At 51.2% G+C, this 16,349-nt stretch carries 14 protein-coding genes; 12 read left to right on the top strand and 2 right to left on the bottom strand.

Going from position 1 to position 16,349, the window contains the following annotated elements; translation table 11 throughout:
- The first annotated feature begins 300 nt into the window (after positions 1-300).
- Positions 301-3,984, top strand: coding sequence for a S8 family serine peptidase (locus tag V7P87_RS08775; protein ID WP_333797099.1), 3,684 nt, complete (start codon positions 301-303; stop codon positions 3,982-3,984).
- 110 nt (positions 3,985-4,094) lie between these two features.
- Here V7P87_RS08775 and hslO read toward each other — a convergent pair whose 3' ends face one another.
- The gene (hslO, locus tag V7P87_RS08770) at positions 4,095-4,946 is read right to left on the bottom strand and encodes an Hsp33 family molecular chaperone HslO (RefSeq protein WP_333797098.1); all 852 of its coding nucleotides are present in this window, start codon (positions 4,944-4,946) and stop codon (positions 4,095-4,097) included.
- A 7-nt stretch (positions 4,947-4,953) separates the two neighbouring features.
- Entirely contained in the window at positions 4,954-5,367 is a 414-nt protein-coding gene (gene hslR / locus V7P87_RS08765; protein WP_333797097.1) for a ribosome-associated heat shock protein Hsp15, read from the bottom strand.
- A 155-nt stretch (positions 5,368-5,522) separates the two neighbouring features.
- On the opposite strand from hslR, the gene gspC reads away from it, so the two are divergent.
- The 11 genes from gspC to V7P87_RS08710 are packed head-to-tail and all read left to right on the top strand — an operon-like array spanning position 5,523 to position 16,345.
- Positions 5,523-6,461, top strand: a complete 939-nt coding sequence (gene gspC / locus V7P87_RS08760; protein WP_333797096.1) for a type II secretion system protein GspC — start codon at positions 5,523-5,525, stop codon at positions 6,459-6,461.
- A 27-nt stretch (positions 6,462-6,488) separates the two neighbouring features.
- The gene (gspD, locus tag V7P87_RS08755) at positions 6,489-8,585 is read left to right on the top strand and encodes a type II secretion system secretin GspD (RefSeq protein WP_333797095.1); all 2,097 of its coding nucleotides are present in this window, start codon (positions 6,489-6,491) and stop codon (positions 8,583-8,585) included.
- Positions 8,586-10,088 (top strand): type II secretion system ATPase GspE, encoded by a 1,503-nt coding sequence (gene gspE, locus V7P87_RS08750; RefSeq protein ID WP_333797094.1) that lies wholly within the window; start codon positions 8,586-8,588, stop codon positions 10,086-10,088.
- Positions 10,088-11,311, top strand: a complete 1,224-nt coding sequence (gene gspF, locus V7P87_RS08745; RefSeq protein ID WP_296298010.1) for a type II secretion system inner membrane protein GspF — start codon at positions 10,088-10,090, stop codon at positions 11,309-11,311. The genes gspE and gspF overlap by 1 nt, the downstream gene beginning before the upstream one ends.
- Before the next feature lie 4 nt (positions 11,312-11,315).
- The gene (gene gspG, locus V7P87_RS08740; RefSeq protein ID WP_260658398.1) at positions 11,316-11,756 is read left to right on the top strand and encodes a type II secretion system major pseudopilin GspG; all 441 of its coding nucleotides are present in this window, start codon (positions 11,316-11,318) and stop codon (positions 11,754-11,756) included.
- Positions 11,756-12,445: a prepilin-type N-terminal cleavage/methylation domain-containing protein gene (locus V7P87_RS08735; RefSeq protein ID WP_296298008.1), complete on the top strand. Its 690-nt coding sequence runs from the start codon at positions 11,756-11,758 to the stop codon at positions 12,443-12,445. The genes gspG and V7P87_RS08735 overlap by 1 nt, the downstream gene beginning before the upstream one ends.
- Entirely contained in the window at positions 12,435-12,899 is a 465-nt protein-coding gene (gspI, locus tag V7P87_RS08730) for a type II secretion system minor pseudopilin GspI (protein ID WP_333797093.1), read from the top strand. The genes V7P87_RS08735 and gspI overlap by 11 nt, the downstream gene beginning before the upstream one ends.
- Positions 12,896-13,519 (top strand): type II secretion system minor pseudopilin GspJ, encoded by a 624-nt coding sequence (gspJ, locus tag V7P87_RS08725; RefSeq protein ID WP_333797092.1) that lies wholly within the window; start codon positions 12,896-12,898, stop codon positions 13,517-13,519. The genes gspI and gspJ overlap by 4 nt, the downstream gene beginning before the upstream one ends.
- 35 nt (positions 13,520-13,554) lie before the next feature.
- On the top strand, positions 13,555-14,697 hold the full coding sequence (gspK, locus tag V7P87_RS08720; protein WP_333797091.1) for a type II secretion system minor pseudopilin GspK: 1,143 nt from the start codon (positions 13,555-13,557) through the stop codon (positions 14,695-14,697).
- Positions 14,694-15,884, top strand: a complete 1,191-nt coding sequence (gene gspL / locus V7P87_RS08715) for a type II secretion system protein GspL (protein ID WP_333797090.1) — start codon at positions 14,694-14,696, stop codon at positions 15,882-15,884. Before gspK ends, gspL begins: the two co-directional genes overlap by 4 nt.
- Entirely contained in the window at positions 15,881-16,345 is a 465-nt protein-coding gene (locus V7P87_RS08710) for a type II secretion system protein M (protein ID WP_333797089.1), read from the top strand. The genes gspL and V7P87_RS08710 overlap by 4 nt, the downstream gene beginning before the upstream one ends.
- The last annotated feature ends 4 nt before the right edge of the window (positions 16,346-16,349 follow it).

Below are 16,349 nucleotides of genomic sequence, written 5' to 3'. Positions count from 1 at the left end.
CGGTGGCTGGTCTGCCCGGCGCATCATTGACGCCAGCAAGAATACATGTGTAAAGTTTTTGTCATTTATTTACTAAATGAATTTATAAATGTGAGGGATGACCGCTCTGCCTTCCTTTACATTTAATCAGCTACTGCATGTTTGTTCCCGCTGAGGCAATAACAATAGTGAGCTTATTCATCAGGTTGATGGTATTTGCCATTGGCCTGACAAACAAATTTTCGTTTTACATAAAAAATAACACCCAGGCAAAGACCTGGCGAATGCAACAAAAGTCCAAAAAATCCTTCTGGAGGAAACATGAAACAAATCTATAAAACAGCGCTGGCGACAGCGGTCGGGCTGGCCGTATCCAGCGGCCTGTCTGCTGCAACGCTTGAACAATATCGGATGGGAACGGCGCTGGCGACGGACCTGATTGGTGAACAAACTGCACCTCAGCAGTTGTTGGTCGATGATCAGCAGGTTCAGCCTTCTTCTTATTATGTGGTGTTACGTTCAGCCGGTCTGGCTGACTTAGCGTCAAAAGGCGTGGACGCAGCAGGGCTGCAAACAGCCCAGTTATCTATTGCTGATGCGCAGCAACAAGTAACAGCTGAATTACAACAACTGGACCGCGATGCTGAAGTACTGGCTTCTACCCGTAACCTGGCGGCAGGTATAGTGGTTCGCGCTTCACAATCTGCATTAGATGCACTGCAGCAAAATCCTCAGGTTGAAGCTATTTATCCGGTCTTCGACAGCAAGCCAATGCTGGCCCCCAGTGTTGACTACATTAAAGCCAAAGCCTTAATCAGCGCCGGCACAGTGACAGGTAAAGGTGTACGTGTTGCCGTGTTAGACAGCGGTGTGGATTACACCCATAAAGCCATGGGCGGCGCAGGTACTGTGGCAGCTTATGATGCGCAGAATCTTGCCGTAGCACCAAGTTGGCCACAGGGTCGGGTGTTAGGTGGTTATGACTTTATCAACAATGACGGTAACCCATTAGACCCAAGAACAGGTGGCCACGGTACCTTTGTAGCCAGTTCAGTGCTGGCGGTAGCGCCTGAAGCCGAACTTTATGCTTATACCGTTTGTACCGGTACCTGCCCTGGTGCGGCGCAGTTAGCTGCGTTAGATGCGTCGATGGACCCGAACGGTGATGGTGATATCAGCGACCGCGTCAATGTGGTGAATATGTCTTTAGGTGGCCAGTTTGGTTCTGCCACAGCAGTCAGCGGTACCCAGCTTGCAATTCAGCAAGCCGCCAAACTTGGCGTAAATATGGTGATTTCTGCCGGTAATGACGGCCCGAACCCATTCCGTGTTGGTGGTCCGAGCACCACACCAAATGCATTGTCTGTTGGCGCTATGACACACCCGACCGGCGTTGGCACAGCTTTTACCAACAACACTATTGCTGGTAAAAAAATTGCGATGGTCGCTTCAGGCTTTAACAAAGATGCGGTGTTCAGCTTTGATCAAACTTCAGCGCCGCTGGTAAGGGTTGATGCCAATCCGCTTGGCTGCGACCCATTTGCTGAAAAGTCATTAGAAGGCAAAGCGGTCCTGGTAGACCGTGGTACCTGTAACTTCACACAAAAAGTGCTGAATGCACAAAATGCCGGCGCTAAATTTGTCATTATTGCCAACAATGCGGCTGGCGCAGGCCCAACCAATGCCGGTGGTTCCGATCCGCTGGTGACCATTCCTTCAGTGGGTATTTCGTTGGAAGACGGTAATGCGGTGAAAGCCGAGCTGGCAAAAGGTGCGGTCACTTACAGTGTGTCTACTGTGTCATTCCCATCTGCCGGTGGTATTGCAACTTTCACGTCGCGCGGCCCTTCAATGCAAGGTTTATTAAAACCTGAAATTACCGCACCAGGCACCAACATCATTATGGCGGCCGTAGGTACAGGTGATAAAACGGCTCCAAACTCAGGGACTTCGTTCTCAGGCCCAATTACGGCCGGTGCTGCTGCGTTGTTACGTCAGGCATTACCAAACCGTACTGCCCAGGAAGTCAAAGCAACCCTGATGAACACGGCAAACCCGGAGGTTTACAACCTGCCGGCCAAACATCCGGAAGCCAAACTGGCGCCTATTTCAGCCATTGGTGCTGGTTTAGTGGATGTAGACAAAGCAGTGAAACTGCCGGTTGCAGCCTGGGTTGACGACACCGCCTTTGATACCCAACAGGCGGCCTTGTCTTTTGGTCTGGTGAATTTAACCAAAACCACCACCCTGAAAAAAACCGTGACGCTGAAAAACTTCAGTACCACAGCCAGAACCTATAACCTGCGTATCAAAGACCGTTTTGCGGAAGATACAGCCACAGGTGCACTGAGCTGGTCTTTCCCTGCTTCTGTCACAGTGCAGCCAGGCCAAGTGACCAAGTTTGACGTCAGCCTGACTATCAACCCGCAAAAGTTACCAGCATGGGGCCTGGAAAACACCACACCAACACTGGAAAAAGATGCGGCCTTAACCAAAGTAGAATATGACGGCGCTCTGGTCTTTGATGATCCGACAGTGACAGGTGATTATGACCTGCATCTGGTTTACCACGTGCTGCCAAAAGCTGTAGCACAGCTGTCCGTTGAAAATAAAATTGTCGGTGGTAAGTCAACGCTGGTCGTGAAAAACAGCAGCAGCAAAGATGCTGAAGTGTATGCCACCCAGTTAGTTGCCACTGATGCCAAAGAAAACGTGACACACGATATCCGTGCTGCATCCTTAGATGTGCTGGAAGTACCAACCAGCTTATGTCCTTCAGGTTATTTACTGGCGCCAACCCTGACGCTGGAGAACGGCCTGAACCACCTGTTACAGGCTAACACCGGTGTGGATCTGGATGTGAACAACGACGGTGTCTACGACTATAAAATGGACTCGCTGTTATATAGCCGCCTGAATGCCAATAACCCGGCGGGTTTAATGGTAACTTTTGCCACACCTTACCCAACCCAGAGTGGTTATGTTGGCAATATGTTCCATGCTACAGGCCAGCGTAATGTCACTTTAAGTGCCTGTTTTGATCATGTAGGTTTAACAGCCAGCAGCATTGGTCAGAATGTGACACTGCGTTACCGTACTATCAACAACGGTTTTGCCATTGGTCTGGGTTCAGGCGTGCCGGCAGATGATATGGTTGTTGCTAAAGCTAAACTGACAGTGGGTGCTGTTGATGCAGTGATGACTTCAGGTGGTAAAGCTGTCAGCGTTGTGCCGGCAGGCGCTGAAGTGGCACTGGATGTGAAAGTTGAAAATGGTGTAACTGGTTTTGCGCTGTTATCAGACGTGGGTGACGCCCTGTTTGCCGGTGACACCAGTGCTACAGGTAAAGCGCCGGTGATCGCCAACCGCACTTTCAGCGTGGCTGAAAATGCCGCTGTTGGTACTGTGATTGGTCAGCTGACGACAGAGTTTGATTACAACGCACCTGTAGTTGAGTTCTATCTGGCTGGCAGCAACAACTCGGCAATTCATCTGGAAAAAGATGGCCGTATTGTGGTGAAAAATACTGCTGGTCTGAACTATGACACAGGTGCCACCAGTGCAGTGCTGGAAGTTGTTGCTATCAATAGCCAGGGCGCTACTTCAGCACCAACCAGCGTAACTGTAAACATCACCAACGTTGCCGATGAAAAACCAACAGTTCAACTGCAAACCGTGAATGCAACACTGCCACAAGGCAGCACAGCAGGTACTGTGGTTGCCAACGTGGTAACTCAGGTGCGTGAAGCAGGTGCAACTGTCCGCAGCTTTACCGTATCTCCATCCATCTTTGCTTATGCGGACGGTAAGATTGTACTGACCCGTACCCTGATCAAAGGTGATGCAGGTACAGTGAATCTGACAGTGACAGCGACTGACTCTGCCGGGTTAACTTCTGATGCAGCCACCAGCAGTGTCACCATCGAGAAGAAATCAAGTGGCTCTATGGGTTGGTTCAGCTTATTGTTACTGCCACTGGCGCTGTTACGTCGTCGCCAGCGTTAAGATAAAACACTGACATTTTTGTCAGCTATAAAAAAGCCAGTCATCTGACTGGCTTTTTTTCTGCCTGATGCTGAACACAACACAGCAGATACAGACTTCACAGTTGTGGCTTAGAATTTTCTCGCCAGCTGGATCAGCGCATTGCTGTCAAAATGATAAGTGGTGTTGCAATATTCGCAGCTGATATCCAGTTTGCCTTCGGCAATATGTTCTTCAATAGCGGCCTGGCCCAGGCTGATAATGGCTGCTTCACATTTGTCGCGTGAACAACCACAGACAAACTCCACCTTTTGTGCCGGGAATAACTCCACCACTTCCTGATGGAATAAACGGTACAACATATCTTCCGGCGGCAGTGTCAGCAGTTCTTCGGCTGTGATGGTATCGGTCAGCTGTTCCAGCTCAGCAAAGTCATGCTTGGCTTTGTCCTGATCCACCGGCAGTACCTGCAACAGCAAACCTGCGGCTTTGTTATGCACTTCGCCAATATCGGTGTGCAGATAAATGCGGGTGGGCAACTGCTCAGACTGGTTAAAATAAGCTTCCAGTGTTTCAGACAGGCTGTTGCCGGTGACAGGGATCACGCCCTGATACCGCTCGCCCTGATCCGGCGTGATTGTCACCAGTAAAAAACCCTGACCAATCAGCTCTAGGAAACTGTCGCCTGTCACTTCACTTTGCATCCGCACCACACCACGGAACTGCTGTTTATTATTGCCGTTGACAGCGGCAAATTTTACCGGGCCATCACCCTGAATTTGCACCGCAATCTGGCCTTCAAATTTTAAGGTGGCGGTTAATAAACTGGTGGCGGCCACCAGTTCAGCCAGTAATTTTTTCACCGGCTGGGCATATTGGTGATTCTGCAGCATCAGATCCAGGCTGGCAGCCACCTGGACTATTTCTCCACGTACGTCTTTTTCGCGGAATAAAAAACGAACCAGTTGATCAGATTGACTCATAACACCCTCATTGTTGCGATTTGAGCAGCAATAATTGCCGCCGCATTTTTTTGTCTGGTTTGCTGTCCGGATGAGGCGCAAACAACAAATTCAGTTTGCGAAGTTCGGCCCGCTCGGCGCGCTGCTGCACACTTTCGGCAGTTTCTTCATACAGTTGTTGTGCCAGTGGCGCGGCCAGACGTTGTTCGGATAAAGCCCGCACCACCACAGTTTTTTCATCTGTGCCCTGGGTTAATCTGATGGTGGCACCAATTTCAACGTTTTTGCTGGCTTTACAACGTTGGCCATTATACTGAACTTTACCGCCATCAATCATGTCTTTTGCCAGACTACGGGTTTTATAAAAACGGCAAGCCCACAACCATTTATCTAAACGTAACACGGCTGTGGTATTGTTCTGATCTGCGTTAGAGTGTGACATCGGAGTCTCCCAAAAAAGCAGGCGCGACCTTAACATAAAGCTTAGTTGGCCTCTAGCCGGCACTTGTTATCATTTGGTAAATTTTCAGCCCGCTCTTGTTGATACCAGAGCAACTGAGTAAGATGAATTTTGGTTAAAAAAAGAATTAGAAAAAGATGAATTGGCCCTCTCTCTCCCGACATGAACTTCCTGCTGAGCTGATACGCCTTTACCAGCGGTTGCCGGTCAAACAGCTGAATTTGCTGTGTACTCTGGTGCTGGTACTGCTGTTGGCCTGGCTGGCCGCCAGACTGAGCTGGATGTTGTGGCCAACTGAAACTGCAGCGCCGCTGCAGGCCGTGAGTACAGCAGAGAACACAAACGCCCAATCTGTCACTATTGAACCCCTTTTGGCCGCCCATTTATTTGGCCAGTACCAGGCCAAAGCCGAAGAGCCGGTGGTCGCGCCAGCACCTAACCCAACGGATGCACCTAAAACCAGTCTGAATTTAAAACTGACTGGTGTGGTGGCCACCAAAAATAAGCCGGAGCAAGGCACCGCTATTATTGAAAGTAACGGTGTTGAGCAGGTTTATGCTGTGGATGAACAAATTGAAGGTACCAATGCCAGCTTAAAACAGGTGTTGGAAGACAGAGTGTTGTTGCAGGTGTCAGGTCGTTTTGAAACCCTGATGCTGGATGGTCTGGAGTATCAGCAGCTCAGTGCTGAAAACGCTGCTTTTAACGAAGGTATCCAGGAAGTACAGGCCATGCCAGAGCCGATGGAATATGGCCCGGCGCAGCAGGATATTGCTGCCATGCGCCGCGAGATGCTGGCCGAACCTGCCAAACTTTTTGATTATATTCGGATCACACCGCGCCATCGTAATGGCCAGATGTATGGGTATGCCTTAACACCAGGCAAAGATCCGGAATTATTTGCCCGCATGGGTCTGATGCCCAACGACGTAGCCATCGAAATTAACGGCGTGCGGCTGAACGATATGCAACAGGCTTATGGCCTGATCAACGAATTACGTGAGGCCAAAGAAGCCTCGATTAAAGTGGAACGTGACGGTGAGATTAAAGATGTTTTGTTTAGTCTGTCACAATAACAATCAGCTAATAATGGTTCACACCCAATGAATTTAAAGTCTATCCGTCGTCCGGCTTTGTTGTCGTGGCTGGGCGCAGGTGCGCTGGCCCTGCTGAGCTTTTTCAGTGCTGCGGTTGAATATCAGCCCAATTTTAAAGGCACTGAAATTAATGAGTTTATTAATATTGTCGGCAAAAACCTGAACAAAACCATTATTGTCGACCCACAGGTGCGTGGCCGCATTAATGTGCGCTCTTATGAAATGCTGAATGAACAGCAGTATTACCAGTTTTTCCTGAACGTGCTGGAAGTGTACGACTTCTCAGTGGTGGAGATGAAAAGTGGTGTACTGAAAGTTGTGCGGCAAAAAGACGCCAAAATGTCAAATATTCCGGTGGTGGGCGACTCCAACGGCGGTATTGGCGATGAAATGGTGACCCGCGTAGTGCAGGTGAAAAACGTGTCAGTGCGTGAATTAGCACCTTTGTTACGCCAGTTTACCGACCAGGCCGGTGGTGGCCATGTGGTGAACTATGACCCGTCCAACGTCATTATGATGACGGGCCAGGCCGAAGTGGTCAATCGTCTGGTCGACATTATCCAGCGGGTGGACAAAGCCGGTAACCAGGATATTGAAATTATTAAACTCAGTTTTGCCTCCGCCGGTGAAGTGGTGCGCATTCTGGACAATATCTATAAAAAACAAGGGCAAGGCGACCAGCCTGAGTTTTTAATTCCAAAAATTGTTGCTGACGAGCGCACCAACAGTGTCATTGTTTCAGGCGAATTACAGGCACGCCAGCGGGTGGCCGAAATTGTCAAACGTCTGGACGCGCAGCAGGAAAATCAGGGCAATACCAGAGTGTATTACCTGAAATATGCCAAAGCCGAAGACTTAGTCAAAGTGCTGCAGGGTGTTAGTAATTCGATGGTGGCAGCAGCTGCCGGCCAAAACGCAGGTCAGGCGGCAGGTCAGGGTGCAGCGCGCGGCAGCAGCCGGGGTGATGTCAGTATTGAAAGCCACACCGAAAGTAACTCAATAGTGGTGACAGCCCAGCCGGATATGCTCAGAAGCCTGGAAGATGTGATCCGCCAGATTGACGTGCGCCGTGCTCAGGTACTGGTTGAAGCCATTATTGTGGAAATTGGCGAGACTTCAGGTATTAACCTGGGGGTGCAGTGGATCAGCGCTGAAGGTGGTATCCAGCAATTTACCAATAGTGGTGTGCCTGTGACTTCTGTTGCTGCAGGTGCTGCCGCAGCACGTAAGATCACACCACCGCCACGCGTGGTGCAATCCACTATCCCTGGGGTGCCAAGCACCACAGTACAGGATCCGGCGACACCTGGTGATTACAGCAAACTGGGTGAAGCTTTGGGTGGCCTGAATGGCGCTATGCTTGGCATTATCAAAAACGACTGGGGCGCGATTTTACAAGCCGTTTCCAGCGACAGTAATTCCAATATTCTGGCAACACCTCACCTCACCACCCTGGATAACCAGGAATCTTATTTTATTGTCGGTGAAGAAATTCCGATTAAAACCACCACCAGCCCAGGACAAGGCGGCACCAACCCCTTTACCACGCTGGATCGGCTGGAAATTGGTATCAAGCTCAAAGTGACCCCACAAATTAACGAAGGTAATGCGGTAAAACTGACCATAGAGCAGGAAGTGTCAGGCCGTGCCGGTGAAATTGAAGGCAACCCTATTGTCAGTAAAAGGGAAATTAAAACCACTGTGATGGCCGAAGATGGCGCTACTGTGGTGCTGGGTGGTCTGATTGACGAAGACGTGCAGGAAAGTGAGTCCAAGGTTCCTTTGCTTGGCGATATTCCGCTGATTGGCCAGTTATTCCGCTCGAATAAATCTGAGAAGAAAAAACGCAACCTGATGGTATTTATCCGCCCCACCATTATGCGGGAAGGTGGTGTGATGAATGAAGTCAGCCAGCGCAAATACAACTATATGCGTGCCCAACAGCTCAGTGCCCAGGATGACGGCATTAAGCTGATGCCAAACACCGACAAACCACAAATGCCGGTGTGGGGTCAGGACCGTGAATTGCCACCGGAAATTCAGCAAAAACTGGACGCTATTGATCCACTGAAACAGCCGGACGCCGCAGAGGAGCAAAACTAAATGGCCGGTGTTGAACTGGAGGCCGTGAGCCCAAGCCGGGTTCGTTTGCCTTTTGGTTTTGCCAAGCGTCATGGTGTGTTGCTGCAACCGCAGGGCGATGGTTGGTTGTTGCTGATCAACCCTAATACCAATGCCGCTGCCATGCTGGAAGTTCGGCGGGTGCTGTCGTTGCCTTTTGTGGTACAAAAACTCAGTACCGTAGAATTTGAAGCCATGCTGGAAGCGGCCTATCAGCGCGACTCCAGCGAAGCGCAACAAATTATGCAGGACATTGGCAACGAGGTGAATCTGGCGTCTTTGGCCGATGAAATTCCGGAAACTGAAGACTTATTAGAAAACGAAGACGACGCGCCCATTATTAAGCTAATCAACGCCATGCTGGGTGAAGCTATTAAACTGGGTGCCTCCGATATTCACGTTGAAACTTTTGAAAAAGCGCTGGTGGTGCGGTTTCGCATCGACGGCATTTTACGTGAAATGCTCAGGCCCAACCGCAAGTTATCCAGTTTGCTGGTGTCGCGCATTAAGGTTATGGCGAAACTGGATATCGCCGAAAAACGCGTGCCACAGGATGGCCGTATCAGTTTGCGTATTGCTGGCCGGGCCGTAGACGTGCGGGTGTCAACCATGCCATCCAGCCACGGTGAGCGGGTGGTATTACGGTTACTGGACAAAAACAATTCACATCTGAACCTGGCTGATTTGGGCATGACACCATCAGTGCAGGACAGTTTTGCCAAACTGATTTTAAAACCGCACGGTATCATTCTGGTCACAGGCCCTACAGGTTCGGGTAAGTCCACTACTTTGTATGCCGGCCTTACCGACATTAACACCAAAGATCGCAACATTCTGACCGTCGAAGACCCCATTGAATACGAGCTGGAAGGCATAGGCCAGACTCAGGTCAATACCAAGGTGAACATGACCTTCGCCCGTGGCCTGAGGGCTATTTTGCGGCAAGACCCTGACGTAGTGATGGTCGGTGAAATCCGCGACTTAGAAACCGCGCAAATTGCGGTGCAGGCAAGTCTCACCGGTCACTTAGTACTCAGCACATTGCACACCAATACAGCGTCAGGCGCTATTACAAGGTTGGAAGATATGGGTGTTGAACCCTTTTTATTATCTTCCAGTTTACTCGGCGTGTTAGCGCAGCGGCTGGTGCGTACCCTGTGCCCGCATTGTAAAGAAGCACACGAACCCGACAAAGAAGAGCGGGCCTTGCTTGGCATCAGTAAAAAAGACGGTCAGCAGATTTTCCGTGCTGTGGGTTGTGAACAATGCAACCAGACCGGCTATCGCGGCCGGACCGGTATTCATGAACTCATCGTGGTGGATGAACATTGCCGTGAGCTGATTCACAACGGTAAAGGCGAACAAGCCATTGAAAAATATGTCAGAAGCCAAAGCCCGAGCATTCGTCAGGACGGTTTTTCCAAAGTATTGGCAGGCCATACCACACTGGAAGAAGTGCTGCGGGTCACCCGTGAGGATGCATAGTGGCGGCATTTGAATATCAGGCGCTTGACGCCAGAGGCCGCAAAAGCAAAGGAGTGATGGAGGCAGATAATGCCCGTCACGCCCGCCAGCTATTGCGTGAGCAAAAGTTAACACCGCTGAGTCTGGAGCTGGCATCGCAGCAGGAAAAAATGCTGGCCAGCGGCAAAAAGTGGTTTCAAAGTGGCATCAGCGCCAGCGATTTAGCTTTGATCACCCGTCAGATCGCCACTTTAGTCGAAGCAGCGCTGCCAATTGAAAACGCGCTGCAGGCGGTGGCGGAGCAATGTGAAAAACCGCGTTTGCAGAGCATGATGATGACTGTGCGTTCCAAAGTGGTGGAAGGTTACAGCCTGGCCGAAGGTTTGGCCGAGTTTCCGCATGTGTTTGATCATTTGTACCGCTCTATGGTGGCAGCCGGTGAAAAATCCGGTCATCTGGATGCAGTGCTCAACCGTTTAGCCGACTACACAGAGCAGCGTCAGCATATGCGCAGCCAGATAATGCAGGCGCTGTTGTATCCGGCCATTTTGACCTTTTTTGCCATAGCGGTGATTAGCATCTTGCTGGCAGCCGTGGTGCCAAAAATTGTCGATCAGTTTGAGCATATGGGGCAGAGCCTGCCGGGCGCTACCTTGTTTTTAATCGCGGCCAGCGACTTTATCCGCTCTTACGGCATCTTTGTGCTGCTGGCTTTGTTGCTGGCGGTGGTGGCACTGAAAAAGGCCTTGCTTAAACCTGCGCTGCGGTTGAAGTACGACCGGATGTTGCTCAAAGCCGGTATGCTCGGCAAAGTCAGTCGTGGCCTGAACACAGCCCGTTTTGCCCGCACTCTAAGTATTTTAAATGCCAGCGCCGTGCCTTTATTGGAGGCGATGCGCATTAGCGCTGACGTGCTGGACAATACCTATATGAAACAAGCGATTGGCGAAGCCACCTTGAGGGTGCGTGAAGGCACGTCGCTCAGAGCAGCTTTGGATCAAACCAAACTGTTCCCACCTATGATGCTTCATATGATTGCCAGTGGTGAAAAAAGCGGGCAGCTTGACGGCATGCTGGAGCGCGCCGCCAATACTCAGGATCGTGAATTTGAAACTTTGGTGACAGTGTCACTGAAGGTATTTGAACCTGTGCTGGTGTCGGTGATGGCCGGCATGGTGCTGTTTATTGTATTGGCGATTTTGCAGCCAATTTTAGCGTTAAATAATTTAGTCGGAGGGGGTTAGAAAGATGCAACAACAACGTGGTTTTACCCTGTTGGAAGTGATGGTGGTGATTGTCATCCTGGGTATTATTGCCAGTATGGTGGTGCCTAACCTGATGGGAAATAAAGAAAAAGCCGACCAGCAAAAAGTGGTGGTGGATATTCAGCAGCTGGAAAACGCGCTGGATTTATACAAGCTCAACAACGGTTTTTACCCAACCACTGAGCAGGGGTTGCAGGCATTAGTGACTCAGGCAACCACTGAGCCTGTGCCACGTTCTTTCCCTGAAGGTGGTTTTGTCAAACGCCTGCCAAAAGATCCATGGGATGGTGAATATCAGCTGGCAAGCCCCGGCGAAATGGGCAAAATTGACGTGTATTCGATGGGGCCGGACCGTACCGCCGGTACTGAAGACGACATTGGTAACTGGAACCTGGACGGCGACAGCGCCGATCAACAGAACTAATGAAACAAAAGCCGCTGACACCGGGTTTTACCCTGGTTGAAATCCTGTTAGTGATCCTGCTGATTGGACTGTTGGCGGCCTCTGTGGTCATTAGTTTTACCGGCGAAAGCCGGGATAAAAAGCTGGCCAAACAAACAGAGCAGCTGCAGCTGCTGATTCAGCTGGCGTCTGAAACTGCCATGCTGAAACAGCAGGAGCTGGGTTTGTATCTGGATGATGAAGGCTATCGTTTTATGTTGTTTAAAGACGAAAAGTGGCACAGCATCCGCGAGCCTAAAGCCCTGCGAAGTTACAAGTTTGCCGAAGGGATAGAGTTTGAGCTGGAACTGGAAGGCCTGGAATGGAGCGAAGGTAATTTGCTCAGTCAGGTTGAATGGCAGGAAGAAGACAAACTGTTTGAAGAAAACAGTTTTGATGAGCTGGACGCGGCCAAAAAACGCGACAAAGAACTGGAAGACAGCAAAGACCCAAATAAAAAAACGCAGGCTCCCCTTCGGACTGGTTTTGTGACCGAACCGCGTAAACAAGGGGACCCGGCACAACCACAAATTTTTATTTTGTCGTCCGGTGAAATCACGCCCTTTTTGCTGACGCTTAAAGAACAAAGTGAAAACCCGGCCTGGCGGCAACAACTTAAAGCGGTGTTTAGTATTCCGCTGGAGCGTGGTGAGGTGGAACTTGACCGCTAAGTCAGCACTGCTGCAACGCACCGGCTTGGTCAAACCCTATGGCAAAACCGAGCCAGTTGGCCAAAAATGCCACAGTGCAACACAACAGGGTTTTACCCTGATTGAGCTGTTGGTGGCTATGGCCATTTTTGCCATTGCCGGTGTTGCTGTGATGCGGGCTACCACAGAACATATCCGCGCTGTGACTCAGCTGGAAGAAATGACTTTGGCCAGTTTTATTGCCGAAAATCAGTTACAGCTGAACAGATTGGAACAAAAGTGGCCGCCGGAAGCAAAAAAACAGGGTGAAGTGAAAATGGCCAACCGGACCTGGCTGTGGCAACAAAGCAGCCTGGAAACCGCCGATGCCAATTTTCGCCAGCTCAAAGTCAGTGTCAGCCCGGCAGAAGAGCCGGATCGGGTAATTTACAGCCTGCAGACTTTTGTCGCTAAACCTGAGCTTGCCAAAGAATGATCAGGCAGCAGCTGGCAGGCCAGCGTGGTTTTACTTTTATTGAAATGCTGCTGGCCACCGCCATTTTTGCGCTGGTGGGCTTGGCGTCTGTGGCAGTGCTCGACAGTGTCACCCGCAGCGACACGGCGTCACAGGCTGCTTTGGCCAGGCTGCAAAAGTTACAACAGGTGATGATGTTAATGGAGCGCGACCTTTGGCAAATTACCCCAAGGCAGATCCGCGTCAGTGGTGAAGCGCCAAGCAAGGTGATGATGGGCGGTGCGCCTAACTGGCTGGAAAGTGACGACGACGGCCTGTCATTCAGCCATGCCGGCTGGACCAACCCTGGCATGGTATTGCCGCGCAGTGAAGTGCAGCTGGTGGGTTACCGCTTAAAAGAAAATAAACTGGAGCGGCTGTTTTATTTGTATCCGGATGCGGTAACTGGCACCGAACCTCAGGTGCAGGTGCTGTTAGAGGAAATCGACAGTTTTAAACTGACTTATCTGGATCAGGAAGGGATCTGGCAGGACAGCTGGATGCAGGAAACCATGCCCAAAGCGCTGCGAATGGTGATTACTCAGCAAAATACCGGGGAGCTTGAACGTATTTTTACTTTACCGGCCGGACTGACCCAATGATGGCCAGATTAAACACCAGGCCAAAGCCGTGCATCATGATACAACGCAGCAGCGGCGTGCGGCGGCAAAGCGGTGTGGCGCTCATCGCCGTGATGATGGTGGTGGCGCTGGTGGTAGTGATTGCCGTTAGTATGAGTGGCCGGTTGCAGCTGCAGTTACAGCGTCAGCTGAATCTGATGGAGCGCCAGCAAGCCTTGTGGTTGGCATTGGGCGCTGAAGAATTCAGCCGGCAGTTGCTGAAAACCTCTATTGCCGGCAAAGAAACCGTGAATTTAAGCCAGCCCTGGGCGGCTGAAGGCGCCACTTTTCCAGTGGAGCAGGGCAGTATCAGCGGCAAAATAACTGACTTACAAGGTTGTTTTAACTTGAATGCGCTACAGTTGCCGGCCAAAAATGGCTCAGGGCAGAATGGCCGTAACAGCGACGCTGAACGCAACAGAGAAGGCGAACAAAACGCGAACGGCGAAGGCCAAAACGGCGCGGCTGATAATAACCCGCAGCAGAACCAGAATAATCCGCAGCTGGCCTCACGCAACAACAGAACAGGGCAACAAGCCACACCGGCGCAGCAGGCGATGCAAAGGCTGCTGGAACAGTCAGCCAGCGATTTGACGATGCCGGCTGAATATCTGGTGGCGCGGCTGACCGACTGGCTGGATGCCGACAACCAGCTGCAAAGTGCTGGCGGTGCTGAAGAAAACGACTACGCCGCGCTGGAGTTTCCGTATTACAGCGCCAACAGCCTGATGGTCAGTAAGTCGGAGCTGCGGCAAATTCTGGATGTGACACCGGCCGATTATGCGCTGGTGGCGCCTTTGGTCTGTGTTATTCCGCAGCAGTCGTTGTTGCAGTTGAATGTAAATACCGTGACCGAAGCGCAGGCGGCTGTGCTTGCAGGCATGATCCCTGGGCTGGCGCTGGATGATGCGCAGTCGCTGATTGCCGGCAGGCCAGAAAAAGGTTTTGATAGTCTGGACCAGTTTTGGGCCAGCAGTCAGTTCAGCGGGCTGGTGATACCGGACGATGTCAAAACCATGTTTAGTGTGAAATCGCGTTTTTTCCAGGCTGAGCTGACAGTACAGTTGGCAGACAGCAGTTTTAAATTGACCTCGGTATTTAAAGTTGATGACAATCAAGCAGTACAAGTGGTCGCTCGGCGCTTTGGAGGCCCAGGGTGAATGAACAACTGATAATCCGGCTTGGCAGTGTCGCCAGCGCACCGGTGGACTGGCTGGTGTGGTCGGCGCTGACGGAAGAAATTATTGCCAGCGGCCGTTTAACCACGGCAGCAGAATTGCCGACTTTGGCCGAACGTTTGGGTGCCCGCCCTGTGGTGGCTTTGGTGCCGGCTTGTGACGTGGTACTTAAAACAGTGCCGCTGCCTGGCAAACCGAACCGTCAGCTATTGCAGGCGCTGCCTTTTATGCTGGAAGAAGATCAGGCCGAAGATATTGAACAGCTGCTGTTGATTAACGGCCAGACCTTGCAACAGGACGGCCAGTATAGTCAGCAGGTGGCAGTGGTACGCCGCGCCATGCTGGAACAATGGCTGGATGTTTTGCAGCAAGCCGGTTTTTTAGTGCAGCGCATGTTACCCGACGCTCTGTTGTTGCCGGATGCAGAAGTACCAGTGGCTATTGAACTGTCGGGCCAATGGTTATTAAAACAAGGCCCCTGGCAATTAAGTTGTATTGACAGCAGCTGGTGGCCGGATTATCTGGCGCTGCTGGAACTGCCGTTGGTGCTGAGCTACAGCCCCTGGCCAGAAACTGTGTTACAACCACACCAGCTGGCACCGGCTGAGTTACCATTGGCGTTGTTGGCGCGCCAGCTTGGCAAAACGTCTTTTACCCTGCTGCAGGGTGAATACGCCCCGAAAAAACCACAAAACAAATACTGGCAGCAGTGGCGCAGCACTGCGCTGTTAACTTCTGCTGTGCTGGTGGTGTATCTGCTGACGGTGGCCATCGAAGGCTGGCAGTATCAGCGTGCTGCCAACAACGCCCGGATGGCGGCAACAGAACTGTATAAAAGCAAATACCCGAACGAGCGTATTGTGAACTTAAAACGCCAGGTAGAGCGTAAATTGGCGGCCACAGGTGGCGGCGACCCGAACCAGAGTCTGGCCGGTTTGTTATTGCAGTTACAGCCGCTGTTGGCGCAACAACCTGGCTTAAGTCTGGATAACCTGCGGTATGACAGCAAAAAAGCGGAACTGAGGTTTCAGGCCACTGCCGATGGTTTTCAGAGTTTTGAGCAGTTAAAAACCCAGTTACAACAACAGGGTTTTACCGTGGAACAAGGCGCACTGAGTAATATTGCCGGTAAAGTGCAGGGCACCATCACGATGCGGAGCAAAGCATGAAACAATTTCAACTCTGGTGGGCGTCTTTGCAACAACGTGAGCAGCAGCTGTTAACAGGTGCTGGGGTGGTGGTTGTGATCGCCCTATTTTACGGCCTGATTTGGCAGCCGCTGCATCAGGCGCGTATTGATCAGCAGCTGGCGGCCAAAGGTGCGGCCGAACAATTACAATGGCTGCAAAACCAGTTGCCCAGGCTGGGGAGCTCTGCGGTCAGCCCAAAAACTCAGGGCAGCCTGACGGATGTGGTGTCACAAACCGCCGGCCGTTATCAGGTGCAGGTCAGCCGGATGCAACCACAAAACGATCAGCTGCAGTTGTCGCTGAATGATTTGCCTTTTGATCAGTTATTACGCTGGCTGCACGAGTTGCAGTATCAGCAGGGCGTCACTCTGGTGCAGCTGGATATTGCCAGAAGTGACATACCAGGCCAGGTGCGGGTACGCCGTATGGTGCTGGAATAACAGC

The sequence above is a fragment of the Rheinheimera sp. genome (genome assembly GCF_036782235.1).
Lineage (GTDB): Bacteria > Pseudomonadota > Gammaproteobacteria > Enterobacterales > Alteromonadaceae > Pararheinheimera.
The sequence above is the reverse complement of the archived record's forward strand: the minus strand, read 5'-3'. Positions and strand labels throughout refer to the sequence as shown.